Genomic DNA, 25915 nt, shown 5'->3' on the forward strand with positions numbered 1-25915 from the left:
TTTTCAAGAAAAATAAAATAGAGTAATTACTCTAAAAACATAAATACAATTTGCAGAAGGGATACGCGAGTGATTTCAACCAAATCTGTAAAGCCTGCTTTGGAACAAAATTATGTCAAACTCATGATGGACGTGATTGGCAGAGGCTTGGTGATGGCAAGCCAAGTCGATGATGAAATTAAACATGAAGTTTCAAAATTTCCAATCGGCTTAACCTTGTCTATGAAAGTTTATCCAAACGGGTCAAAATTTATTGCCCGTGTCAATGAACAACACCAATTAGAATTGGTTAAAAACTTAGATGAAAAACCTGATTTAACCATCACGTTTAAGCATTTACATCATGCGTTTTTGGTGTTTTCTTTCCAAGAAAGTACCTCTCAAGCATTTGCCAATGACCGTATGATTGCCGATGGTGATCTCTCTTATGCCATTCGTTTAGTACGTTGCCTCAATAAAATGGAAGCACTAATTTTGCCAAAATTGGTTGCAGAGTTGGCAGTCAAAGAATATCCACGTGAATTATCGTTAAAAGAAAAACTATCAGGTGCTGCAAATATTTATCTTAAAGTTGCACAGTCATATATTAAAGGGAGTGCTTAACACATGGCTAAACCATATTACGAATTTTTTTGCCCCGTCAAAGTGATTGCAGGCCATGCTGCACTTGAACACATTCCTTTTGAATTATCTTCACTTGGCGCAAAACGCCCAATGATTATTACAGACAAAGGTGTGCGTATAAATAACCTACTAGTGCCACTTGAAGCCGCATTTGAATCAACCGATGTTGAGGTTGGTTTTGTCTATGATGATGTACCACCTGACTCAAGTTTAGAAACCGTTCGTGCTGCGGCGCAAGCGTACCGTACAAATAACTGTGATGCGATTATAGCTGTGGGTGGTGGTTCAGTCATTGATACGGCCAAAGCAACCAATATTTTGGTGACTGAAGGTGGTGATGACCTGACGAAATATTCAGGTGCACACAACTTACCTCATCCGCTTAAACCATTCTTTGTTATTCCAACTACTTCGGGCACAGGCTCAGAAGTCACCATGGTGGCTGTCGTTTCAGATAATCAGAAACATGTGAAATTGGCATTTGCATCGAACTATTTAATGCCAAATGCAGCCATCTTAGATCCACGTATGACACAAACCTTGCCACCACATTTAACGGCAATGACTGCGATGGATGCAATGACGCATGCTGTTGAAGCCTATACCTGTATGGCAGCCAATCCAATTTCAGATGCTTATGCAACGGCGGCTGTGAAAAAAGTCAGCAATAGCCTATTCAATGTTTTAGACAATCCAACCGATGCACATGGTCGTTTAGAACTTGCTCAAGCATCTACAATGGCAGGTATTGCATTTTCAAACTCAATGGTCGGTATTGTACATTCACTAGGACACGCTTTAGGTTCAGTTGCCCATTTACCCCATGGCTTATGCATGAATCTATTCTTACCTTACGTACTTGAATACAATAAAGATGTGAATGGCGATAAAATTGCAGAATTATTATTGCCACTTGCTGGTCCCGATATTTACGCACAAACACCTGCGAACCAACGTGCCGATAAAGTGATTGCAACACTCAATACTATGCGTGATCGTTTATATGCACTCACTAAATTGCCACGTACACTCAGTGAAACAGGTAAAATTTCAAAAGAACAACTTGATGAAGTTGCAGATAAAGCCCTCAACGATGGCTCTATTATTTACAATCCAAAAGAAGCAACATTCAAAGATTTAAAATCAATCTTGGAAAAAGCTTGGTAATTGCTTAAAAATAATCCAATATAGTTTTAAAGGAGCCTGATATTTACATAAATATCGGGCTTTTATCATGCAGAATAGTTGGTCACTCACTTTTCAATCAAAGTGGCACAATTTCTGCTAAAAAAACCAACAAAGTTACTGACAAGGGTGGCTTTTTGAAGTAGATTGGCGCACTTTTGTTTTATTCGTAGGGGGGATCGTTCGTCTCAAACGATCCTTAAAAATGACTGATCCTTGATCAACGATTAAGAGGACAACGCCGTTGACAATTAACACTGGGACTCAATCGACAGCTAAATTGCAAAAAACACTTGGCTTCTGGCACATCATTATTATTGGTTTGGCATATATCCAACCAATGACGCTATTTGACACTTTTGGTCTTGTATCAGAAGAGAGTCACTTTCACGTTCCAACGTCTTATATTATTGCTTTAGTGGCAATTTTACTTACATCTATCAGTTATGGACACATGATTCGTCGATATCCATCGTCGGGGTCATCATACACGTATGCACAAAAATCCATCCATCCAAACGTCGGTTTCATGGTGGGTTGGTCTTCTTGGTTAGACTATTTACTGTCTCCAATGGTGAATATCATCTTGGCAGTGATCTATCTAGAAGCACTCTTTCCTGAAGTAAATCATTGGGTTTGGGTTATTGCACTCACTGCAATCATGACTGCTGTAAACTTACGTGGTGCGCGTTTTGTTGCTAACTTTAACAGTTTAATCGTCTTTGTTCAGTTAGCTGTTATCGCCTACTTTGTTTGGATGGTTTATCAACTGCTTTCAAGTGGTGTCAATGCGGATGGTTCATTGGTCGATGCTAAGTATCAATTGTGGAGTCTTGAACCATTTTGGAATGAAATGACATCTATTGGTGCACTCGTTACAGGTGCAACATTATTATGCTTCTCATTTACAGGATTTGACTCACTGAGTTCGCTTGCTGAAGAAACCAAAGATACTGAGAAAACGCTGCCACGTGCCATTTTTATGACGGCATTACTTGCAGGTGTAATCTTCATTATCAGCACATACTTCATGCAGATTTACTTCCCGAATGATCCAAAAACTTACTTTGAAGATATTGCTGCAACACAACCCGATATTCTTCTTGCAGTGGGTGGCGCAGCATTTAAGACAGTCGTTCTGTATTTTGCAATTGTGACGGTGATGGCTTCTGGTATTTCTGCACATGCGGGTGTATCACGTTTAATGTATGTGATGGGTCGTGATGGCGTAATCAATAAAAAGATCTTCGGTCATATCAGTCCTAAAAACTTTACTCCTTCTTACAATATTTTGATTGTGGGTGCCGTTGCTTTAACTGCGGGCTTCATGGATCTTGATATTGTGATTTCAATGATCAGTTTTGGTGCTTTAACTGCGTTTACATTCGTAAACTTGTCGGTGATTTCTCGTTATGCATTGCGTGATGGGCGTACCAAAAATATCAAAGACATCATTAACTTCATTATTATTCCATTACTTGGCTTCTTTAGTATCTTTGCAATGTGGCTTGAGATTGAAGAAACTGCCTTGAAATGGGGTCTATGGTGGGCAATGTTCGGTATTATGTATTTGGGTTATAAAACCAAAGGTTTCCGTTATCCTGCTCCACAACATAATGAACATGAATAAGATTTAAACTGAATCTAATTCATTCAAAAAAGGCGCATAAAGCGCCTTTTTTGATTTTACTAATCCATCAAAAAGCTTATGCCACGTTTTGACGTAAACGGCGCTCATGTAATACGTGTAAATACATTTCTAAAATTTGTATCTCATCTTGATTAAAATCCAAATACAGCTTACTTCGGCGTTTTAAAATATCCTCACTTGTGATCGCCCACTCTTGATCCACTAAATAATCAACTTCTTGTGCAAATAGACCATGCCCAAAGTCTTGTCCTAATTCATGAATTGAATTGCTATGTTGCAAAAAATGCATCGTACGAGTGCCGTAAGCATGTGCCCAACGTTCTGCTGTCGCTTCACCAATACCTTTAATTTGCTGTTGAATTTGATCTTTCAGCTCATCTATAGAATTAAAATGCTCAGCACCAGGTAACAATGCCGTGGCTGTCCATTCCTTTTTCATACTGTTAAAAAATGGTTTGAGCTGATCCATAGCAGCTTCTGCCAATTTACGATAAGTCGTTAATTTCCCACCAAAGACCGACAACAATGGTGCATGCGCAGTACTTTCAGCACTCAATGCCAAAGTATAGTCACGGGTGACCGCAGATGGATTATCCGACTCATCATCACACAATGGACGCACACCAGAGAAGGTACTGACAATATCAGCTTCAGTCAGTTGCTGTTTAAAATGATCATTACAGACATCAAGTAAATAAGCCCGTTCCTCAGCACTGATCTCAACATAATTCGGATCACCTGTATATTCCCAATCTGTCGTGCCAATAAGAGTAAACCGTTGTAAATACGGAATAGTAAAAACAATTCTCTGATCATCATTTTGTAAAATAAAGGCTTTCTCACCCTCATATAATTTCGGTACGATAATATGACTACCTTGAATCAAACGGATACCATAAGGTGATTTCAAATTTAAATTTTTACGGATAAATTGTGCCACCCAAGGCCCAGCAGCATTGACTAGAACTTTGGCTTTAACCTGAAAAATACCATGTTCATTTTCAAGCGTCACATGCCATAAGCCCTCAATTTGCACTGCAGAAATACATTGGGTTTGAGTCATGATTTTTGCACCATGCTCTCTTGCTTGTATGGCATTCAGCACGACTAATCGTGCATCATCTACTGCACAATCTGAATATTCAAAACCACGTTGAATATCGGGATGCAATGGACTATCTAAACCATCAAAAGTCACTAAATTTGAGCCTGCTAATTTTTCTCTTTTACCCAAATGATCATAAAAAAATAGCCCTGTTCGAATAAGCCATGCAGGACGTAAATGTGGACGATGAGGCATAATAAAACGTAGAGGACGAATGATGTGCGGTGCTTTATTTAACAGAACTTCTCTTTCTGCTAATGCTTCACGTACCAAACGAAATTCTTTATGTTCCAAATAGCGCAAACCGCCATGAATGAGCTTACTACTTGCCGATGAGGTATGTGAAGCAAGATCATCTTTTTCACAGACAAAAACTGATAATCCTCGCCCCGCAGCATCATTTGCAATACCAATGCCATTGATTCCTCCCCCAATCACGACAAGGTCATAACATTTCGAATATTCGTGAAGTTCTTGCATATTTTATTCCTCACCCGTTTGTTTTAATTTTTCTTGTTCTTTGCCCTTATATTTTGTTTGATATAGATAAATATTTCTGATTTTATCTAATCATTAAACAATTTAAATATATGACCAACAACCAAATTAAAATATTCATTTTATATATTCAAAGTTTTATCAATACGTTGATAATTTTGAATTCCACCATAAAAACTTTAAATGACTTTTCCACAATACCGATACAGCTTCAAAGTATTGATCTTTCGATCAATACTTAATCTAAAAACTATAAACCACTTCTAGCCATTCAACTATAAAAAGATCAAAGCACACATCAAATAATTTATGGCTACTCAAATCAACTTAGCACTTTCCCAACTATTGATGAGAAAATATGCTGTATTTACAACCAAGCCTCTATTGATATTGAAGTAAATGTCTTTATTTTAATCGCACTCAAAAATAGATGTATTTCAAAACTAAATATTATATTTATTCATTTTTTTATTTTTATTACAAATACTTATTTTCTATCAACAGGCATGCTGATATGTTATTAGACTCAAAATAAGATAAAAAAATATTTTTTGCACTTTTTTAATGCATAAAACAACATCAACTTACGACCAAAGTCTAATAAAAGCATAGAAAACCCAAGCGTATAAGTACTTTGTAATGTTTTGTTTCTTTCAATTTCCTTTCTTCCACAGCACATGATCTCACATTTTTTCAATAGCATTTATTGAAATGTATGCATGCGTTTTGCCTAAATTATTTGGAGAACTGTGATGTCTAATGCATCTTCTAAAAATATATCCTCCGAAAGCCAAACCCCATCCCTTGATCGTAAAACTCGAGTTAAATCTATTTTGGGAGGTTCTGCAGGAAACCTCGTTGAATGGTACGATTGGTATGTGTATGCCGCATTTACCTTATATTTTGCCCCACGTTTTTTCCCTGATGGCGACAGCACAGTTAAATTATTACAAGCAGCAGCTGTCTTTGCACTAGGTTTTTTAATGCGCCCAATTGGCGCATGGGTAATGGGCATTTATGCTGATCGTAAAGGTCGTAAAGCGGGCTTAACCGTTTCCGTATCATTAATGTGCATTGGTTCATTGATGATCGCCTGCGCACCAACTTATGATTCTGTCGGTATGCTTGCCCCTGCAATTTTATTGTTCGCCCGACTAATTCAAGGTTTAAGTGTTGGCGGTGAATACGGCTCAAGTGCAACATATTTGACAGAAATGGCAGGAAAAAATCATCGTGGTTTCTTCTCAAGCTTCCAATATGTCACCCTCATTGCAGGTCAATTACTTGCGCTTTGCGTACTGATTATTTTACAACGCAACCTTTCCGAACAAGCTTTGGGTGAATGGGGATGGCGTATTCCGTTCTTCATTGGTGCATTATTGGCTATTGTAGTATTTTGGATTCGTCGTGGTTTAGTTGAAACAGAATCTTCGAAAAAGGCACAAGAGCAAGCCAAAAATGGGGGTGAAAAATCTGGGGCTTTAGCGTTATTTACCAAATATCCTAAACAGGCATTTACGGTCATTATGCTGACTGCGGGTGGTACTTTAGCATTCAATACATTCACCACGTACTTACAAAAATACTTGGTCAATACCTCAGGTTTTGAAAAAACCACTGCTACTGAAATTACCACAGCCGCAATTTTTGTCTTTATGCTCATTCAACCTGCTGTTGGTGCATTGTCAGATAAGATTGGTCGTAAACCGATTATGATCACTTTTGGTGTCTTAGGTGTGCTATTTACCATTCCTATTTTCAATGGCTTAGGTTCTACAACCAATCCAACCACTGCGTTTATGTTGTGTATGAGTGGTATGGTCATTGTCACTGGTTATACTGCCATCAATGCTGTAGTAAAAGCTGAGTTATTCCCACCACATATTCGTGCATTAGGCGTTGCTTTGCCTTATGCACTTGCCAACACCGTGTTTGGTGGTACTGCAGAGTTGGTTGCTCTAAGCTTTAAAAATGCGGGTCATGAAAATTATTTCTTTTACTACATCACCTTTATGATTGGTCTTTCTTTAATCACCTATATCTTTATGAAAGATACTAAAAAACATAGTCTCATTACAGATGCCTAATTATTGAACGATATTTTTAGATACAAAAACAGCGCTCAAATTAAGCGCTGTTTTTGTATCACTTAAACATCAATAATATAAACACATGATTTACCTAACATTTAAAACTAGTTTATATACAAAAAAGAACATAACAATGCTCATATCTTCATTTTTTATCTTTATAGCAAGTTTGTTCAACTCTATTTTATGCCATACTGCACATAGTACATTCCCTTAAGAGAACATCACAGATGAAAATAATTAAAGCAACAGCATTTGCAATGACTATTTTAATGCTAACAGCGTGTCAGACCGCACCGCGTTCGTTTAATGGAACAACGGGTTATCAAATTGAAAGTAAAACCGAGAATCAAGCAACATTGGTCTATACATTGTCTGGTCGTGCAGATCGTGACTTAGATGTCGATAAATTACAACGTGCTTGTAAAAAAGTTCTTGGTGAAAATAAGACCTATAAACTTGCTGTTTTAAGCAGTACTGAAATTATCAACCCACAGATCAATTCAGATGATAAAACAGGTGTTCAATTGGGTCATAGTCGTACTTCTTTCGGACTTTCAAATACACCAAGCTTAAACAACAGTGAAGATTATGCAACACGCCAAGCTTTAGAAACTCGTCCAAGTACTCTACATGTCGTTCGCTATACCTGTTCTTAAAATTTATAAATTGATTATAAAAAATAAGACGCTTTAAAGCGTCTTATAAAAACTCACGTTACGAAATTCTTTTGATTCATCTAAGTCAGGCCAAGTCGTTGCACTACGCTCTTCCAACTTTTGATATTTTGGATGACTAAAATTTTTCACACGACTATCGGCAACCCAAACTTCGGGTGCAAATTTTAAAAATTCATCTAAGAAAAAACGATTACATTGATCATATAAAACATCGGCAGCCAATAACACATCAACTTGCTCTGCTGTTCGCTCTAAATGGTACAAATCATCCAAATATTCAAGCTCAACATCATTCAGCAATGCATTTTCACGACATGCATCTAAACTTACTTTGTCGATATCACAACAAATAACGCGTTTTGCCCCTGCCATTTTCGCTGCAATCGCCACAACACCTGACCCTGCACCAAAGTCCAAAACAACTTTATCTTTCACATGATGAGGTTCAGCAAGCAACCACTGTGCCATTGCTAGACCTGAAGCCCAACAAAAAATCCAATACGGTGTTTCATTCCAAATACGGCGAATCACTTCATCATCTAAGCGATCAGTCGGAAATACAGGCGGAATGAGCCATAAAGAAATTGGCGTTTCAGGCAATTGCTGTGCAAGCAATTCACAGTTTGGAATTACTTCATGCAATGCATTAAGTAGGTTTTTTGGGGCTTTAGGCAGTTGAAAAGTGCAGCTCATATGATTTCTTTTAATTCATAATAAATCATTTAATCTCCCCTAACCCCTCTTTAAAAAGAGGGGAACCCACTGCAAATTGAAAATATGCAACCCCTCCCTTTTCAAAGATGAGAAGTATTGCTTTGCAAGGGGAGGAATTCTATTAACCCAAAGCCTTTTCAGCAGCTTCCACAGTTTGACGAATCAAAGTCGTAATCGTCATTGGTCCCACACCACCTGGAACAGGCGTATAAGCAGAAGCAACTTCTTCAATACCGACAAGTTGAATATCACCTACACCACCACCATCACGTGGATGGAAACCTGCATCGACAACAACAGCGCCTTGTTTAATCCAATCTTTCTGAATGAGTTCAGCTTTACCGACTGCACCGACAATAATGTCTGCTTGTTTTACAAAATCAGCTAAGTTTTGCGTACGTGAATGGCAGATTGTTACGGTTGCATTGGCTTCCAATAACATTGCAGCCATTGGTTTACCTAAAATTGCAGAACGACCGACAACAACTGCATGTTTACCTGCAATTTCAATTTTGTTTTCTTTTAAAATGGTCATGATACCTGCAGGTGTTGCAGAACCATAAGCTGCTTCACCCATCGCCATACGACCAAAACCGAGGCATGTTACACCATCGACATCTTTTGCAAGTGAAATGGCATCAAAACATGCACGTTCATCAATTTGAGCAGGTACAGGATGCTGTAATAAAATACCGTGTACGTCAGGATTAGCATTTAATTTTTCAATTTCAGCCAACAATTGTTCAGTTGTGGTTTCAGCACCTAACTCAACCTTTATAGAATCCATACCAACACGACGGCATGCATTCCCTTTCATACGTACATAAGTGGCAGATGCACCATCATCACCGACTAAAATAGTCGCTAAAATTGGGGTACGACCTGTTTTCTCTTTTATCGCTTCAACACGGGTTAACAAGTCTGCTTCAATTTGTTTCGCTAATGCGCGACCATCTAAAACTAATGCCACGGCACATCTCCAAAGTAGATATGAATCAATTTTGCAAATAATACATGATTATTTGAACAATTTTATTCTATATGTTGGTTTTATGTGCATATGCATGAATTGTAGTATTGTTTTTTTTTCAAAGGTTGCTAATATACGCATCACCAAGAGATGGTGGGATGGCAGAATGGTGATGCAGCGGACTGCAACTCCGTAAATGCCGGTTCGATTCCGGCTCCTACCTCCATATCTTGTAAAGCCCGAGTGGTGAAATCGGTAGACACAGGGGATTTAAAATCCCCCGCCCACAAAGCGTGCCAGTTCGAGTCTGGCCTCGGGCACCATTTTAATACTTCTTAAAATGGTGCAATAAAACAACTAGCTTTATGCTAGTTTTTTTATACCTAAAATTTATAATATGAATAAAAATACAACTATTATCAGCGCTCTTTCCATCCTCAGCACAATAATACTCAGTGCATGTCAAAGCAATATTTCAAATCACCTGCAAAATCTACCACAACCAAACTTATCAGAAAATTCATCTACTATATCGAGCAGTCAGAGCAGATTAGATTTAGCAAAAAACTTTCCAAATATGAATGGAAATACAGACTTAAAACCTTATCTCAACAAAAATCATTGGATCAATCTATTCTCAAGTGAGTCCCCCCACCAAATTCTGCCATTAATTTTAATTTCAATATGCAAGGTGAAAATATTCGCTTAAATTTAAATTGCGTAAATCTGAATGAAAAACCGTTCTTTTTAATTAAAGATGCTAATGGTGTCGATGCATTTAGCTCAATGACTGACGATGATCAACGCATGGAATTTTTTTAGACCAACAGGTTTTTACCAATCCCTTTAAAGACACCAAATCAAAAAAAATTGAGAAATTTAAACAAGCCTTTTATCAAGCCAAAAAACTCACCATTAAAAAATACAATTTGAGTAAAAATCCTCCCGAACAAAATACTCAATCCACTCCAGCAATGAAATATTCATTTAATAATCAATACGCAGACGTATTAAAAGAACCCTCCAATCATTGTGATGCAATTGACTAGATCCATGCTTACCCTCTACATGATTTCAAATTTGCTTTACAATACTCACATTCAAGGAAAAGATACTGAACATTCAGCGTCTGCCGTTTTATTCTGTAAAGAGCCTTATGATCAAGACCCAGCAAGCAACACAATACCTGCAACAACTGGAACAACAGTACCCTCAGGCATTTAAAAGAAATTTTCTATTGTATGGTCAACTCAAAGCCAAAGGTCTACTCGATGAATTAAAAGAGTTTATTCCTTGGATTTTGGCAATGATGATTTTTGTCAGTACTGCTTTCGCATTAGGCAGCTTAGTTGAATCTTCATTTCCTCGTTTTGATCAGACACAAGCTTTTGGCATCGCTATCTTGTGCATTATGTTATTCCTCATGTTTACCGTTCCTCTAATCATTAAACAGATGAAACATAGCTCAACACACCTATACCAACAACTCAGCAATACCCCAATGAAACTTGCCGTACTGATCGTACTGCAAACCCTCAATATTGCTTATTTAGACAGTAGCCTCTTACAAGGTCTATTATTTTTCTTTGCCTTGAGTTTTGGCTTTATCAAATTTTATAAAGAAAATATGTTTCGTGAGTCTGCATCAAATATTGACTATTACAACTTACAACAAATACGCAGAGTCTGTTTTTGGTCATATAAACAAGTCATTAAAACCAAAATTCGCTTAACATTAAGCAAAAAAGATACAGATCAATATGAAGCCTTACAGCAAAAATTAGTCAAAGACTTAGATCTACACCTCGAACTTCTTAAATATGAAAATAAAATGTCGCAGTCTTACAAGTTTGTCGACCTTGATGAATATGTCGACGACATGCTTTAAATAAAGTAATTCTCATTAAAATGCAGATATTTTAAACTTTTAACGTATCATTTGATTGAAAATACAACAAATCGAAGCATTGCACCTTGCCAAGATAAAATCACTCCTTTATTATTGCGCTCATGCCCGAGTGGTGAAATCGGTAGACACAGGGGATTTAAAATCCCCCGCCCACAAAGCGTGCCAGTTCGAGTCTGGCCTCGGGCACCATTTTAATACTTCTTAAAATGGTGCAATAAAATAACTAGCTTTTTGCTAGTTTTTTTATGCCTAAAATTTAATAAAAATAATGAATCACTTAATTACAGGCAAAAAAATACCTTCAATCTTCACATTCAAAATTTTAAAATTAAAAAAATTTTCAGCTTAATCAAAGGCATTTATTTTTGAAACAACCCACATCTACAAAAAGCATTACCACTCTCTATTAGATACAAGTTCTTCCATTTCAATTTCCATATATCCCTGATCTTGTACCACCATCATCATTGCTTCAGCAATATAATCAGCAGCAGTATCATCGAGTGAAGAATCAAGATCTTCAAACTGTGGTTTCATCTCATTAATTTCAACAACAGCCTGCCCCGCAAGAAGATAAACTTCTGTTTCAGAACATGATTTTTTTGCAAGTCGTTTTGCAAATTGCTCAATATGCTGCCTAACTTCAGCAACTAGAATATCTGGATAATATTCATCATCAAACATTGGGAGGAGTAAATCACTAAACATAACAGTCCAGATAAAAATATCAGCACATGAACGGGTGATTATATAACATAAAGTATACAAAACACCAAGTTCATCTGTACGATCTACATTTATTGGCTCTTATTTATAGTTTTCTGTATTGGCTGATTTGAGCTTAGTTTTTTAGCTTTCTTGATCAAATCAACAAACTCCGCTCGCAAACCAAAAGCATCTTGTTTTTGCGCCGATTGTGCCAAATCAATAATATCATTCCATTGCATTGCAGCATTATACTCAGGACTACGTAACTGCTGTCCATAAGCAGCGACTGCAAGCGCAAAACGTGTATCTGCGCTGGCTTGATTCAACGCCTTCGAACCCACAGCAATTGGCTGACTGAGTAAAATACTCTGACTTTGCCCTGGCTGTTTATAACGTAAATTGACGAAAGCATATTCTTTGGCATTTTTACCCAATGCTGTAGCATTAGCATAACGAGAATCAGATAACCAACCTTTTTGCCCAACAGGAATAATTTCATATAGTGCAGTCACCGTATGCCCTGCACCAATATCACCAGCATCAACCTTATCATTATTGAAGTCTTCATTTTTCAACATGCGGTTTTCATATCCAATCAAGCGATATTCCTTCACCGTTGCAGGATTAAATTCCACCTGAATTTTGACATCTTGTGCCACCGTGGCAAGCGTAGAACTCAATTGACGCTGTAGGACTTTCTTAGCTTCTTTTTCACTATCGATATAGCTGTAGTTACCATCACCAGCATCCGCCAATTGCTCCATTAACTGTTCATCATAATTTCCTGAGCCATAACCAAAAGTACTCAAAGAAATTCCCGATTTACGCTTTTCAGCCACCATATTTTTCAAGGTGTCAAAATCGGTAACCCCCACATTAAAATCACCATCTGTTGCCAGTAAAATACGGTTAATGCCATTTTTCACAAATGATTTTTGTGCAGATTTATATGCCATTTGAATGGCTTGCTCACCCGCCGTTGCACCGCCCGCCTCTAAAGTATCAATTGCGGCAAGAATTTTTGATTTATTTGATCCAGATGTTGGCTCAAGAATCATTTTCTCACCATCGGCATAGGTGATAAGTGTGACTTGATCTTGCGAACGTAATTGCTCGGTTAAAAGCTTCAGAGTCTTTTTCACCAATGCCAATTTATTGTTGTCACTCATGCTGCCCGAAACATCAACCAAAAAAACCAAATTGGCAGGTGGTAATTGTTTTGAATCAATATCTTTTGCTTTAATACCAATACGAATGACTTTTGCATTGGCTTGCCAAGGAGAATCTACAGTTTCAATATTGACTGAAAATGGATGCCCCCCTATTGGATTTGGATATTGGTAATCAAAATAATTTACCATTTCCTCAATACGCACAGCATCTTTAGGCGGTAAATTTCCTTCATTTAAGAAACGTCGCACATTTGTATAACTTCCAGTATCCACATCAATACTAAAAGTAGAAATAGGTGCTTGCCCTACACTTTTCACCGAATTTGTTTCAGTTTTTTGATAGTTTTCAGTATTCCCCTCAGTCCCGTAGATACTCGGTGATGGAGCAGGCGAAACCATTTTAGCTGTCGAATTCACTGTAATAGCTTCTACACTTGCAACATTAGCAGAGGTTTCAGCCATATCACTTGATACCATTAGATCTTTGCTACATGCAGTCAGCAATACTGCTGTAATTGACAATGCCAGTACCGCTTTACAGGATGGGGTATTTTTTAATTGTTGATTTTTCATTTTGACACCTATAGGTTACTTTTAAGACTTTACACAGAAAAATACATGAAAATTTAAATTATTAGATGCTTCGAGTGTGATTTCTCAGATGTAGATTTCAGATATATCCACGTTGAAGCACATTTTAGCATTTTGTTATATTATAACGATTAGAATAAAACAATTTATTTGGTTGACATAGATTTATGGTTTTTCTGTAATAAACCACATAGTTGTATATTATTCTCGTATCCAATCATCTCTGTGTATACAAAAACACCACAGAGATGAATTTAAACTTTTGTTTTAGGCTTTTCCTAGATACTACTTACCACTTAGACTGCATTTTGGATTCTGCATAGCTTTCCACACCAAAACGGCATCATGCATAGCTTTGACATCATGCGCTCGCACCATACACGCACCCTGCTGAATAGTCAGTAAATGTGCGGTAACAGAGCCCACAGCACGCTCTCCTGCATCAACTCCACCCAATGCTTCACCAATAAAACGTTTCCGTGACAATGCTGAAAGAATCGGATAGCCCAGTTCCGTTAAACGATAAAATTCATTTAACAACTGTAAATTTTGTTGTGCATTCTTCGCAAAACCAAAGCCCGGATCAATCATGATATTTTCTGAACGCACACCTGCGTGTAAAGCATCATTTACACGCTGCTGCAATTCAATTATTACATCTTGTGTAACGTTGTCATATTGATCCAAATTATTCATAGTGGTCGGCTCACCGCGCATATGCATAATTATCACAGGAATATCCAATTCTGCCGCTGTTTGCAGTGCATTAGGTCTAGACAATGCTCGAACATCATTCCAAATGTGGGCACCCGCTTGAACCGCTGCACGCATCACCTCAGGGGCTGAGGTATCAATCGAAATCACAACATTTAATTTTGCAACCTCCGTAACCACAGGTACAACACGGCGAATTTCTTCCTCAATAGCCACAGCGGATGCTCCTGGACGTGTAGACTCGCCACCCACATCAATCACTGTTGCACCATCTGCAATCATTTGCTTAGCATGAGCAATAGCTTGTGCCACCTCGTTATACTGCCCCCCATCACTAAATGAATCAGGAGTAACATTCAAAATCCCCATAATATGGGGTTGTGATAAATCAAGCGTAAGTTGCCCACATTTCAACGTTTTTTGAGCTAATGGCTTAAGTTGCATCATTCATCCAGCATTCATCAATTATCGTATTTTACCCAATTCTGCTTTTGACATATTAGATCTTTTTCAAAACAATAAATTTTTAGCAAAAAATTGGCAAAAAAAAAGAGCCCTTTACAGGACTCTTTTTACTTTATCTACTTTTTACTCATTAGCTTGCTGGTAATGGTGGTGGTGTAGATGGACCATCGGTAGGAATCACATCTGCCACTGGATTTTCAGCAATATAAACTTTTGGTGGTTGTGGTTCACGACCTTCCATAATGTCACGAATTTGATCACGATCAATCGTTTCCCATTCCATCAAGGCTTTCACCATGGTATGAGCAATATCTTTGTGACTTTCAAGAATATTCCAAGCGACTTTATACTGCTCATCTAAAATGCGACGCACTTCCTGATCAACTTGTTGTTGCGTTGCTTCAGAAATTGTACGGTTACCCATGTTACCAAAGAAACCATTTTGGTTTTCTTCTTCGTAAACCATGACGCCCATCTTTTCAGACATACCGTATTTTGTCACCATTGCACGAGCAAGTTTAGTCGCACGCTCAAAGTCGTTTGATGCACCTGTAGACATTTGCCCCATAAAGATTTCTTCAGCAATACGACCACCAAACAAGATTGAAATTTCATTCAACATTTTGTCACGATAGTTACTGATTTGATCTTGCTCAGGTAGCTGCCAAGTCACACCCAATGCCCAACCACGTGGCATGATCGTTACTTTATGCACAGGGTCTGTACCCGGAAGCACTTCTGCAACAATCGCATGTCCAGACTCATGATAAGCCGTATTACGGCGCTCTTCTTCACGAATGACCATCGACTTACGCTCAGGCCCCATGTAAATTTTATCTTTCGCATCTTCAAAGTCATGCATATCGACAGTGTTCTTATTACGACGTGCAGCAAACAATGCCGCTTCGTTTACAAGATTTGCCAACTGCGCACCCGAGAAGCCAGGTGTACCACGTGCAAGCACTTTTACATCCACACCCGTTACCGAAGGTAACTTTTTAAGATGCACATTTAAAATTTGCTCACGACCCTTAATATCAGGTAAACCCACCATCACTTGACGGTCAAAACGACCTGGACGAAGTAATGCTTTATCGAGTACATCTGCACGGTTTGTTGCAGCAATAACGATAATACCTTCATTACCCTCAAAACCATCCATCTCTACAAGCATTTGGTTTAGGGTTTGCTCACGCTCATCGTGACCACCACCTGTACCTGAACCACGGTGACGACCGACTGCATCAATCTCATCGATAAAAATGATACATGGCGCATGACGTTTCGCTTGCTCAAACATATCACGAACACGGGACGCACCCACACCCACAAACATTTCAACAAAGTCAGAACCAGAAATACTAAAGAACGGAACTTTCGCTTCGCCTGCAATGGCTTTAGCAAGCAACGTTTTACCCGTACCAGGAGGACCAACCATCAAGACACCACGAGGAATCGTTGCACCTAAACGTTTAAAGCGAGAAGGATCTTTCAAGAAATCGACAATTTCAACAACTTCTTGTTTCGCTTCGTCAGCACCAGCAACATCAGCAAAGGTAATTTTGATTTGATCATCAGAAAGCAATTTTGCTTTTGATTTACCAAAGCTCATTGGCCCATTTTTACCGCCTGCACCACCGCCCATGTTACGCATAAAGAACATGAACAATAAAATAATTAAAAGTACAGGGAAACTTGCAATTAATAATTGCATCAACACGCTTTGACGTTGAGGTGCTGTACCCTCAATAACCACATTATTTTTTTGTAGACTTGGCATAAGCTGAGGGTCTTCTACCGCAGGGCGAACACTTTCAAACTTAGTACCATTGGTTTTTTCACCGCTGATTTGCAGACCGTCAATTGTTACTTGCTTAACTTGACCCGCATTTACCTCTGCTACAAATTGTGAATAATTCATAGCATCAGGTTTGTTACGGTCGCTAATGTTGCTGAAAATTAATATCAGCACACCAAGAATAACAAGCCACAGTACGGCATTTTTGAAGAGATCGCTCAAAGCTTTATTCCCATATCAATCTAATTTGATCTTTCAGAAGCGAAAGATCCTTAACAAAAAGCGAGTAATGAATTTCGCAATAAAGTATAAAAAGGTACAAAATGCACAATTTTTAGCTACTTGGCAAGTAAACTTTATGGAGAAATCTTCTTACGGCCTTGTCCAATTAAAAAAACTTCTTTAGAACGTGCGCGTGAAGCTGCAGGTTTTGCTGTCTTCAACACAGTAAAACTATCGACAACCTGTTTTCGGAACTCATCAAAACCTGTGCCCTGAAAGACTTTAACGACAAACTGACCTTTTGGTGATAACACTTTATTTGCAAAATCGAGTGCTAGCTCACAAAGGTAGATCTGACGTGGTTGATCAACAGCCTTATTACCTGATGTATTGGGGGCCATATCTGAAATTACAACGTCTACAACCCGTCCATCTAAAATATTTAACAATTTTTCGAAGACTTCTTCTTCACGAAAATCGCCTTGAAGGAAAGTTACATCGGGTAATGCATCCATCTCTAAAATATCAGAAGCAACCACCAAACCTTTATCACCGACCAATTTACCAGCAATTTGCGACCAACTTCCAGGTGCAGCACCCAAATCCACAACGGTCATTCCAGGCTTAATGATTTTATATTTTTCCTGCATTTCTAACAGTTTATAAGCTGCCCGAGCACGGTAACCTTCCTTTTGTGCTTTCTTTACAAAGTGGTCATCGAGGTGTTCTCTCATCCACACACGACTACTTTTGGATAACTTCTGGTTGGTAATGCGTGTAGCCATATCTCTCTAAAATATAATTGATGTCAACGCTTGATTGTACGTGAAAAATATACGCATTGCAGTATGCATATGTATATAAATGCATCCTAATCTATACGTTTTTCCAAATCATCTTAATCGATTATTTATACAGAATTTACAGCGCAGTGATATGGCTTTTGTTATACTAAGTCGTTTTTAAAATTAGGTTATCTTTAATATGGCGGCTCTATCTATACAAGAACGCAAACGTTTACGTCAAATTGGTCATGCGCTTAATCCTGTTGTAATGACAGGTGGACAAGGCTTGACTGAAAATGTCGTTGAAGAAATTAACCGTGCTCTTGCAGATCACGAACTGATTAAAGTTAAAATTTCAGCTGAAGATCGTGAAGCACGTACAGCAATGATTGCTGAGATTGCCAACAAAACAACGGCTGAAGTTGTGCAAACTATTGGTAAAATTGCATTGCTTTATAAAAAAGCAGCAAAACAAAATGCGAAATTGTCTAATCTTGTTCGTCACGCAAATCTTTCTAACTAATTGCTGAGCTGACGATCGATTATGGCAAGTTATGAACTCAATGCATTTGACCGCCGCTTTCAAAGCATTTCCTTAGTCGGTGCAATTGAGCAGGCAACCCCATTTACATTAAATGTCGGTTTTTGGTTACGCGATCCAAATCAATTTATGATTTATCCTGAAATGGTTGCGTCCAACCCTCGACAAGATTTTTTATGGGAACAAACCTGCTATGAAATCTTTATTGGTATTCAGGGCGATGACGCTTATCGGGAAGTTAATCTCTCCCCTTCCCAAGCATGGCAGGCTTATCAGTTTGAAGAATATCGCTACCCTGAAGACATGCCGCCTAAACCTGCCTACGACATTGAGCTGAATCAACTAAAAAGAACGCATTACGGTTTAAATGTCAGCGTAGATTTAACTGAGTTTATGCTGACACATAAGTTAAAATGGACTGATGTGTATATTGGTTTGTCTGCTGTGTTAAAAACCACACAAGGTGATCAATTTTATGCGATGCAGCATAGTGGTCAACAAGCCGATTTTCATAACAAGCGTGATTGGTTACATACCTTCTAATATACAATTTGTTTTGTGCATACTTAGAAATAAAAAAGTGAGGTCATTGACCCCACTTTTTTATTTTGTATTCGTCAATCATTATTTTGCAGTTACTTTATTCCAAACATCTAATGTATTGGCTTTAGAACGCTTTAATGTTTCAACTAAATTTTCTTTATGTTTTAAAGAAATTTGTACAACATCTTCACGAATTTCTTGAGTCACCTCAGTCAATTCTTTGACCAACACACCACATTCTGCTTTCAAAAATTGAGCGAACTCAAACAAATCACTTTTTGATGTTGAAAATTGCTTTTTGATGATCTCTAAACGCTGTGATGCATCTCGTTTAATCTCTTGCACTGGCTCTTGAATCACTTCCTGAACCACATTTTGCACTTGTTCACTTAGTTGTTCTGCTTCAACTTTTAAATTCGCTTGAGTTTCGTTCACAACACCCACTACTTTTTGTTGTGTTTCTTTACCAAGTTTTTCTAAATTTTCCGCAGTTTCAAGCACAACTTCTTTGATTGCAGCAACGTCTTTTGTTACTTTTTCAGCCACGACTTCTTTTGCTTCGACAACAGCCTGACCGACCTTTTCTTTTGAGATACTCATATTATTTCCCCTGTGATATGAGCCTTTAGCATATCCCGATTAGATAAATTTTAGATTTTGATTTGTCTAACAATTCTTAAATTCTTACATTTTATACACTTAGTTATAGAAAACAGTTAAAGATAAATAGCAAGGGTTTTATCTCGTATTTTCAATAGAAATACAATGGACTTATTAAGGTTTACTGCGTATAATGCCGTGTTAAGTTACAAGCGAGCAGACATGAGGAGGGTAGGATTTAATGAACCTTCCTTTTTTTTCGTCTACTCGCTTTTTTACAGCCCTATTTTTGTGGTTTTAGTTCAGGAGCTTTGGTTTGAGCACCCCAGCAATTTTAGCCCTAGCTGACGGTACCGTTTTTAAAGGTACATCGATCGGCGCTACGGGAAGTACGACTGGTGAAGTCGTTTTTAATACTGCCATGACTGGTTATCAAGAAATCTTGACTGATCCGAGTTATGCACAGCAACTTGTAACTTTAACTTATCCTCATATTGGTAATACTGGTTGTAATGACGAAGACGTTGAGTCTGGTCGCATTCATAAAGTATGGGCGAATGGTTTAATCATTCGTGACCTCCCCCTCCTTCATAGTAATTTCCGTGCCACGCAATCTTTAGGCGAATATTTACAACAACATAATGTCGTTGCGATTGCTGATATTGATACACGTAAATTAACGCGTATTTTACGTGATAAAGGTGCTCAAAATGGTTGCATCTTGGCAGGTGAAAATATCACTGAAGAAGAAGCAATTGCTAAAGCACGTGCATTCGGTGGCTTAAATGGTTTAGACCTTGCTAAAGAATGTTGTGATCCTGACGGTTTTGAATGGACTGAAGGTTCTTGGACTTTAGGTCAAGGTTTCTCCCAACCTGAAGTGAAGTTCCATGTTGTTGCATACGATTATGGTGTCAAAACCAACATCTTACGTATGCTTGCAGACCGCGGTTGTAAGTTGACTGTTGTACCTGCACAAACCCCTGCTGCTGATGTATTGGCACTCAATCCAGATGGCGTGTTCTTGTCTAATGGCCCTGGCGATCCAGCAGCATGTGATTATGCAATTGAAGCGGTGAAAACAATCGTTGAAGATGCTCGCAATGTACCTGTATTTGGTATTTGCTTGGGTCACCAAATTCTTGCCCTAGCATCTGGTGCTAAAACTGTGAAAATGCCTCACGGTCACCACGGTGCAAACCATCCTGTACAGAATATTGAAACTGGTACAGTGATGATTACTTCTCAAAACCATGGCTTCGCAGTGGATGCAGAAACATTACCTGCAAACTTGAAAGCTACGCACAAATCATTGTTCGATCAAACTCTTCAAGGGATTCATCGTACAGACAAACCTGCGTTCAGCTTCCAAGGTCACCCTGAAGCAAGCCCTGGTCCACATGACTGCGCACCGTTGTTCGATCATTTCATCGAACTTATCGAAGCATCTAAGAAGTAATTAAGGAAGCGATCATGGCTAAACGTACAGATATTAAAAGCATCTTAATTATTGGTGCAGGTCCGATTGTCATCGGTCAGGCATGTGAGTTCGATTACTCAGGTGCTCAAGCATGTAAAGCCCTTCGTGAAGAAGGCTATCGTGTTATTTTAGTGAACTCTAACCCAGCGACCATTATGACCGACCCTACAATGGCTGATGCAACGTATATCGAACCGATTACGTGGCAGACTGTTGCAGCCATTATTGAGAAAGAACGCCCTGATGCTGTTCTTCCAACAATGGGCGGTCAAACAGCATTGAACTGTGCGCTTGCACTTGATGCAAATGGCATTTTAGAAAAATTCAATGTTGAATTGATCGGTGCGAGCAAAGAAGCGATTGAAAAAGCTGAAGATCGCAAACTGTTCGATATCGCAATGCGTAAAATTGGTCTTGAATGTCCAAAAGCTGATATTGCAGAATCAATGGAAGAAGCTTTAGAAATTCAAGCACGTTTCGGCTTCCCAGTGATTATCCGTCCATCATTCACCATGGGTGGTTCAGGTGGCGGTATTGCTTACAATAAAGAAGAATTCATTGAAATCTGTGAACGTGGATTCGATCTTTCTCCGACTAAACAGTTATTGATTGATGAATCTTTAATTGGTTGGAAAGAGTACGAAATGGAAGTTGTTCGTGACAAAAACGACAACTGCATCATTGTATGTACCATTGAAAACTTTGACCCAATGGGCGTGCATACAGGTGATTCAATCACTGTTGCTCCTGCACAAACATTGACAGATAAAGAATTCCAATTACTTCGTAATGCATCTTTAGCAGTACTTCGTGAAATTGGTGTAGAAACAGGCGGTTCAAACGTACAGTTCGGTATTTGTCCAAATACAGGTCGTATGGTTGTGATCGAGATGAACCCACGTGTATCACGTTCATCTGCACTTGCATCTAAAGCAACGGGTTTCCCAATTGCGAAAATTGCTGCGAAATTGGCTGTTGGTTATACCCTTGATGAATTGAAAAATGACATCACTGGCGGTACAACACCTGCGTCATTCGAACCTGCAATTGACTATGTTGTAACGAAAATTCCTCGCTTTAACTTCGAGAAATTCCCGCAAGCTGACGCAACTTTGACGACTCAGATGAAATCTGTCGGTGAAGTAATGGCGATTGGTCGTAACTTCCAAGAATCTGTACAAAAAGCACTTCGTGGTCTTGAAGTCGGTGTATCTGGTTTTGATGAAAAGATCGCTGTGGGTACTGAAGGAGCACGCGAAAAAATTCTTCAAGAACTCCGTGTTCCGGGTGCTGAGCGTATTTGGTACGTTGCAGATGCATTCCGTCACGGTTTCACTCTAGATGAAGTGTTTACTGCAACAAACATTGACCGTTGGTTCTTGATTCAAATCGAAGACATCATTAAATCTGAAGAACAAATCAAAACTCTAGGTTTTGGTGATTTGAATGCGGACAACATCCGTTCGTTCAAACGTAAAGGTTTGTCTGATCTTCGTATTGCAGACTTGATGGGTATTTCACAAAAACAATTCCGTAAACATCGTTGGAACTTGGGTGTTACCCCTGTTTACAAACGTGTTGATACGTGTGCTGCTGAATTCGAATCTGACACAGCGTATATGTATTCAACTTACGATGATGAATGTGAAGCAAATCCATCGACTAAAGACAAGATCATGGTGATCGGTGGCGGTCCTAACCGTATTGGTCAAGGTATCGAGTTCGATTACTGTTGTGTACACGCGGCACTTGCAATGCGTGAAGACGGCTACGAAACAATCATGGTGAACTGTAACCCTGAAACTGTTTCTACCGATTATGACACTTCTGATCGTTTGTACTTCGAACCGATTACACTTGAAGATGTATTGGAAATTGTACGCATCGAGAAGCCTAAAGGCATTATCGTGCAGTACGGCGGTCAAACACCTTTAAAATTGGCTCGTGCTTTAGAAGAAGCTGGTGCTCCAATTATCGGTACATCACCTGATGCAATTGACCGCGCAGAAGACCGTGAACGTTTCCAACAAATGATTCAACGTCTGCAACTTCGTCAACCAAACAACAGCATTGTTAAATCTGCTGAAGAAGGTATGGCTGAAGCAGCGAAAGTTGGCTATCCACTTGTGGTACGTCCATCATACGTTCTTGGTGGTCGTGCGATGGAAATCGTATACAACGATGATGAACTTAAACGCTACTTACGTGATGCGGTTCAAGCATCAAATGAAGCACCTGTTCTTCTTGACCGTTTCTTAGATGATGCAATTGAAGTTGACGTAGACTGCGTATCTGACGGTAAAGACGTTGTGATCGGCGGCATCATGCAGCATATCGAACAAGCAGGCATTCACTCAGGTGACTCAGCATGTTCTATTCCTCCGTACTCTTTATCTCAAGAAGTTCAGGATGATATGCGTCGTCAAACCATTGCTATGGCGAAAGAGCTTGGCGTAATTGGTTTGATGAACGTACAGTTTGCTGTAAAAGGCACTGACGTTTACATCTTAGAAGTGAATCCACGTGCATCACGTACTGTACCGTTCGTTTCTAAATGTATCGGTGAATCATTAGCGAAAGTTGCTGCACGTTGTATGGCGGGTCAATCTTTAGAATCTCAAGGATTCACGAAAGAAATTATCCCTACATATTTCTCAGTAAAAGAAGCAGTATTCCCTTTCAATAAGTTCCCTGGTGTTGACCCAATTCTTGGCCCTGAGATGAAATCTACAGGCGAAGTGATGGGTGTGGGTAAAACTTTTGGTGAAGCATTCTACAAAGCTGTTTTAGGCGCAAACGAGCGTTTACCAGGTCTTCCAACAGAAGGTGAAGTAAAACACGCATTTATTTCTGTTCGTGATTCAGATAAGCCTCGTGCTGTAGGTATTGCGAAACAACTTGCAGGTTTTGGCTTTAAAATTCTTGCGACTGGTGGTACTTTTGATATTATCCAAGAAGCTGGTATTGAATGTGAACGTGTAAATAAAGTCACTGAAGGTCGTCCAAACATCGTGGACCGCTTGAAAAATGGCGAAATTCACCTCATTATCAATACAACTGAAGGCAAACAAGCGCAACAGGATTCATTCTCAATCCGCCGTTCTGCACTTCAAGGCAAGGTTTACCATACAACGACTTTGAATGGTGCCGATGCAGTTTGCCAAGCTTTAGCGATTAAATTACCAATGGATGTTTATCGTTTGCAAGATTTACAAACTGTAGGTTAATTCGTTTACCGAGAAGTCCCGCTACCTCTCGGTGGCGGGCTTTTTTTCATTTATAAACCTGTATTTTTAAAATACCAAAACTTGAGGGACAACTATGAAACGTTATCCTATGACTCCTGAAGGCAAAATTGCCCTAGAGAAAGAATTACAGCAACTTAAAAGTGTTGATCGTCCACGTATTATTGCTGCCATTGCAGAAGCACGTGAACATGGGGATTTGAAAGAAAATGCTGAATACCATGCTGCTCGTGAGCAACAAGGTTTCTGTGAAGGTCGCATCCAAGACATTGAAGGCAAACTCGGTGCAGTTCAAGAAATTGATGTGAAAACACTTGAGCAAAATGGCCGTGTGGTTTTTGGTGTGACTGTGACGATCGAAAACTTAGACACCGAAGAACAAAAGACTTATAAGATTGTTGGTGATGATGAGGCAGATTTTAAAATCAATAAAATCTCAGTGAATTCACCCATTGCGCGTGGTCTTTTAAGCAAAAGTGAAGGCGATGAAGCAAAAATTCAAACACCAAATGGTGAAGTTGAATACGAAATTGTGAAAGTTGAATATCTTTAATATTTAAGCATAAAAATTCCAATTTCAGCCCCTCTTTTGAGGGGTTTTGTTTTTTATATGACCATAAAATGCATTTTTTTATATCATATCAGTCATTGTTAAATTTCTACATTACATTAAAGTCTTTACCAATAACAACAATCTAGGACGAATATGAAAGCAGGACGAATCAGCCGCACAGCAGAAGCCGCAGCCGCATTACGTGCCAATCATCATCAAAATAGCTCAAATCCTGTTTTTTCAGACCCTTATGCTTTTGAAATGACCAATGGCCGTTGGCGCAAATTATTGTCTAATCCGATTTTTTGTAAATTTTTAAATTCTGCCCCACTCAATCAATCTCTAGGTAGACTCACGGCTCAGGTCGTTGGGCGCTCAATATATGCAGAAGATTGGCTATTGGAAGCATTGGATAGAGGAGAAATTTTACAATATGTTTTAGTCGGGGCAGGATTGGATTCTTTTGTATTACGCATGGCTGAACAATATCCTGAATTAAAGATATTTGAAGTTGATCATCCTGACACACAAAAAATCAAAATTCATAAATTAAAAAAACTAGGCACAATTCCAAGTAATGTTGAATTTGTCAGTATTGATTTTGAAAAAGAAAAAATATCTGACGCCCTTCTTCGTAGTTCATATGACAGCAAAATGCCCGCATTCTTCTCGTGGTTAGGCACCACCCACTATTTAAAACCCGAAACAACATTGGCAACTTTACAAAATATTGCCTCTATCGCACACTTAAACAGTGAAGTTGTGATGGATTATTCGATTGATTATAAGCAGTTGCAGGGGATTGAACGAATCGGTAGTTTTGCAATTGCACAATTTACACGTTTTTTAAAAGAGCCTTTAATCGGTACTTTTACATCGGAACATTTACACCAAACCGTTGAAAAAATGGGTTATGTCGTTTTGGAAGATTTATCTGGGACAGAGATTACTAAACGTTATTTTCATCAACGTGCTGATCAGATTCGTCATACGCAAGCAACTCATTTAATTCATTTACAGATTGTTTAGACTTTTGAGCGCAGTCATATAAAATAAGCATACTCTCCTCCTG

General features: G+C 38.7%; 21 protein-coding genes and 3 tRNA genes. 15 read left to right on the plus strand and 9 right to left on the minus strand.

All coding sequences use genetic code 11. From position 1 onward, the window contains the following. Positions 1-69: 69 nt before the first annotated feature. The 3 genes from FW754_RS04905 to FW754_RS04915 all read left to right on the plus strand — a co-directional run bounded on the left by FW754_RS04905 (position 70) and on the right by FW754_RS04915 (position 3439). On the plus strand, positions 70-603 hold the full coding sequence (locus tag FW754_RS04905; RefSeq protein ID WP_409512402.1) for a hypothetical protein: 534 nt from the start codon (positions 70-72) through the stop codon (positions 601-603). Between the two features lie 3 nt (positions 604-606). Further along, positions 607-1791 (plus strand): iron-containing alcohol dehydrogenase, encoded by a 1185-nt coding sequence (locus FW754_RS04910; protein ID WP_446324024.1) that lies wholly within the window; start codon positions 607-609, stop codon positions 1789-1791. Between the two features lie 262 nt (positions 1792-2053). Then, entirely contained in the window at positions 2054-3439 is a 1386-nt protein-coding gene (locus tag FW754_RS04915) for an APC family permease (protein ID WP_409512400.1), read from the plus strand. A 76-nt stretch (positions 3440-3515) separates the two neighbouring features. On the opposite strand, the gene glpD is transcribed toward FW754_RS04915, so the two are convergent. Continuing rightward, the gene (gene glpD / locus FW754_RS04920) at positions 3516-5045 is read right to left on the minus strand and encodes a glycerol-3-phosphate dehydrogenase (RefSeq protein WP_446324025.1); all 1530 of its coding nucleotides are present in this window, start codon (positions 5043-5045) and stop codon (positions 3516-3518) included. 770 nt (positions 5046-5815) lie between these two features. On the opposite strand from glpD, the gene FW754_RS04925 reads away from it, so the two are divergent. Then, a complete protein-coding gene (locus FW754_RS04925; protein ID WP_446324026.1) occupies positions 5816-7150 on the plus strand; it encodes an MFS transporter in 1335 nt (444 codons plus the stop codon). A 233-nt stretch (positions 7151-7383) separates the two neighbouring features. Continuing rightward, entirely contained in the window at positions 7384-7812 is a 429-nt protein-coding gene (locus FW754_RS04930; protein WP_419348915.1) for a hypothetical protein, read from the plus strand. Between the two features lie 33 nt (positions 7813-7845). Here the strand turns inward: FW754_RS04930 and FW754_RS04935 are convergent, their stop codons facing one another. Then, on the minus strand, positions 7846-8526 hold the full coding sequence (locus tag FW754_RS04935; protein WP_419348912.1) for a class I SAM-dependent methyltransferase: 681 nt from the start codon (positions 8524-8526) through the stop codon (positions 7846-7848). Between the two features lie 142 nt (positions 8527-8668). Beyond that, positions 8669-9517 (minus strand): bifunctional methylenetetrahydrofolate dehydrogenase/methenyltetrahydrofolate cyclohydrolase FolD, encoded by an 849-nt coding sequence (gene folD, locus FW754_RS04940; protein ID WP_446324027.1) that lies wholly within the window; start codon positions 9515-9517, stop codon positions 8669-8671. Between the two features lie 152 nt (positions 9518-9669). Here folD and FW754_RS04945 point away from each other — a divergent pair. The 4 genes from FW754_RS04945 (at position 9670) to FW754_RS04960 (ending at position 11615) form a co-directional block, all read left to right on the plus strand. Beyond that, a tRNA-Cys gene (locus tag FW754_RS04945) sits at positions 9670-9743 on the plus strand. An 11-nt stretch (positions 9744-9754) separates the two neighbouring features. Further along, a tRNA-Leu gene (locus tag FW754_RS04950) sits at positions 9755-9840 on the plus strand. Positions 9841-10673: 833 nt separating this feature from the next. Then, complete coding sequence (locus FW754_RS04955; RefSeq protein WP_446324028.1) at positions 10674-11405, plus strand: hypothetical protein; 732 nt, start codon at positions 10674-10676, stop codon at positions 11403-11405. Between the two features lie 124 nt (positions 11406-11529). Further along, positions 11530-11615, plus strand: a tRNA-Leu gene (locus FW754_RS04960). Positions 11616-11819: 204 nt separating this feature from the next. Here the strand turns inward: FW754_RS04960 and FW754_RS04965 are convergent. The 5 genes from FW754_RS04965 to rlmE all read right to left on the minus strand — a co-directional run bounded on the left by FW754_RS04965 (position 11820) and on the right by rlmE (position 17881). Continuing rightward, on the minus strand, positions 11820-12134 hold the full coding sequence (locus FW754_RS04965; protein ID WP_409512392.1) for a DUF5713 family protein: 315 nt from the start codon (positions 12132-12134) through the stop codon (positions 11820-11822). A gap of 89 nt (positions 12135-12223) precedes the next feature. Further along, entirely contained in the window at positions 12224-13879 is a 1656-nt protein-coding gene (locus FW754_RS04970) for a vWA domain-containing protein (protein WP_446324029.1), read from the minus strand. A 303-nt stretch (positions 13880-14182) separates the two neighbouring features. Then, on the minus strand, positions 14183-15055 hold the full coding sequence (folP, locus tag FW754_RS04975) for a dihydropteroate synthase (RefSeq protein WP_446324030.1): 873 nt from the start codon (positions 15053-15055) through the stop codon (positions 14183-14185). A gap of 151 nt (positions 15056-15206) precedes the next feature. Then, positions 15207-17096, minus strand: coding sequence for an ATP-dependent zinc metalloprotease FtsH (gene ftsH / locus FW754_RS04980; RefSeq protein WP_409512389.1), 1890 nt, complete (start codon positions 17094-17096; stop codon positions 15207-15209). Between the two features lie 134 nt (positions 17097-17230). Then, a complete protein-coding gene (gene rlmE / locus FW754_RS04985; protein ID WP_419348894.1) occupies positions 17231-17881 on the minus strand; it encodes a 23S rRNA (uridine(2552)-2'-O)-methyltransferase RlmE in 651 nt (216 codons plus the stop codon). A gap of 199 nt (positions 17882-18080) precedes the next feature. Here rlmE and yhbY point away from each other — a divergent pair, with 199 nt between their 5' ends. Beyond that, positions 18081-18404, plus strand: a complete 324-nt coding sequence (gene yhbY, locus FW754_RS04990; protein WP_409512387.1) for a ribosome assembly RNA-binding protein YhbY — start codon at positions 18081-18083, stop codon at positions 18402-18404. A gap of 21 nt (positions 18405-18425) precedes the next feature. Beyond that, complete coding sequence (locus tag FW754_RS04995) at positions 18426-18965, plus strand: DOMON-like domain-containing protein (RefSeq protein ID WP_409512386.1); 540 nt, start codon at positions 18426-18428, stop codon at positions 18963-18965. 81 nt (positions 18966-19046) lie between these two features. On the opposite strand, the gene FW754_RS05000 is transcribed toward FW754_RS04995, so the two are convergent. Beyond that, complete coding sequence (locus FW754_RS05000) at positions 19047-19565, minus strand: hypothetical protein (protein WP_446324031.1); 519 nt, start codon at positions 19563-19565, stop codon at positions 19047-19049. Positions 19566-19881: 316 nt separating this feature from the next. Between FW754_RS05000 and carA the strand changes: the two genes are divergently transcribed. The 4 genes from carA (at position 19882) to FW754_RS05020 (ending at position 25872) form a co-directional block, all read left to right on the plus strand. Continuing rightward, positions 19882-21024 (plus strand): glutamine-hydrolyzing carbamoyl-phosphate synthase small subunit, encoded by a 1143-nt coding sequence (carA, locus tag FW754_RS05005; RefSeq protein WP_409512384.1) that lies wholly within the window; start codon positions 19882-19884, stop codon positions 21022-21024. 14 nt (positions 21025-21038) lie between these two features. Then, complete coding sequence (gene carB / locus FW754_RS05010; protein WP_409512383.1) at positions 21039-24272, plus strand: carbamoyl-phosphate synthase large subunit; 3234 nt, start codon at positions 21039-21041, stop codon at positions 24270-24272. Positions 24273-24366: 94 nt separating this feature from the next. After that, positions 24367-24843 (plus strand): transcription elongation factor GreA, encoded by a 477-nt coding sequence (gene greA, locus FW754_RS05015; RefSeq protein ID WP_409512382.1) that lies wholly within the window; start codon positions 24367-24369, stop codon positions 24841-24843. 153 nt (positions 24844-24996) lie between these two features. Then, positions 24997-25872, plus strand: a complete 876-nt coding sequence (locus tag FW754_RS05020; RefSeq protein ID WP_446324032.1) for a class I SAM-dependent methyltransferase — start codon at positions 24997-24999, stop codon at positions 25870-25872. Positions 25873-25915 lie beyond the last annotated feature (43 nt).

Source organism: Acinetobacter sp. 1207_04, assembly GCF_052850415.1.

Coding starts and splice junctions, on each gene's coding strand:
- FW754_RS04930 (WP_419348915.1), top strand. CDS start 7,384: ATGAAAATAATTAAAGCAACAGCATTTGCAATGACTATTTTAATGCTA.
- FW754_RS04965 (WP_409512392.1), bottom strand. CDS start 12,134: ATGTTTAGTGATTTACTCCTCCCAATGTTTGATGATGAATATTATCCA.
- FW754_RS05020 (WP_446324032.1), top strand. CDS start 24,997: ATGAAAGCAGGACGAATCAGCCGCACAGCAGAAGCCGCAGCCGCATTA.
- glpD (WP_446324025.1), bottom strand. CDS start 5,045: ATGCAAGAACTTCACGAATATTCGAAATGTTATGACCTTGTCGTGATT.
- FW754_RS04995 (WP_409512386.1), top strand. CDS start 18,426: ATGGCAAGTTATGAACTCAATGCATTTGACCGCCGCTTTCAAAGCATT.
- folP (WP_446324030.1), bottom strand. CDS start 15,055: ATGCAACTTAAGCCATTAGCTCAAAAAACGTTGAAATGTGGGCAACTT.
- FW754_RS04955 (WP_446324028.1), top strand. CDS start 10,674: ATGATCAAGACCCAGCAAGCAACACAATACCTGCAACAACTGGAACAA.
- yhbY (WP_409512387.1), top strand. CDS start 18,081: ATGGCGGCTCTATCTATACAAGAACGCAAACGTTTACGTCAAATTGGT.
- greA (WP_409512382.1), top strand. CDS start 24,367: ATGAAACGTTATCCTATGACTCCTGAAGGCAAAATTGCCCTAGAGAAA.
- FW754_RS04970 (WP_446324029.1), bottom strand. CDS start 13,879: ATGAAAAATCAACAATTAAAAAATACCCCATCCTGTAAAGCGGTACTG.
- FW754_RS04910 (WP_446324024.1), top strand. CDS start 607: ATGGCTAAACCATATTACGAATTTTTTTGCCCCGTCAAAGTGATTGCA.
- FW754_RS04925 (WP_446324026.1), top strand. CDS start 5,816: ATGTCTAATGCATCTTCTAAAAATATATCCTCCGAAAGCCAAACCCCA.
- FW754_RS04935 (WP_419348912.1), bottom strand. CDS start 8,526: ATGAGCTGCACTTTTCAACTGCCTAAAGCCCCAAAAAACCTACTTAAT.
- FW754_RS05000 (WP_446324031.1), bottom strand. CDS start 19,565: ATGAGTATCTCAAAAGAAAAGGTCGGTCAGGCTGTTGTCGAAGCAAAA.
- rlmE (WP_419348894.1), bottom strand. CDS start 17,881: ATGGCTACACGCATTACCAACCAGAAGTTATCCAAAAGTAGTCGTGTG.
- carB (WP_409512383.1), top strand. CDS start 21,039: ATGGCTAAACGTACAGATATTAAAAGCATCTTAATTATTGGTGCAGGT.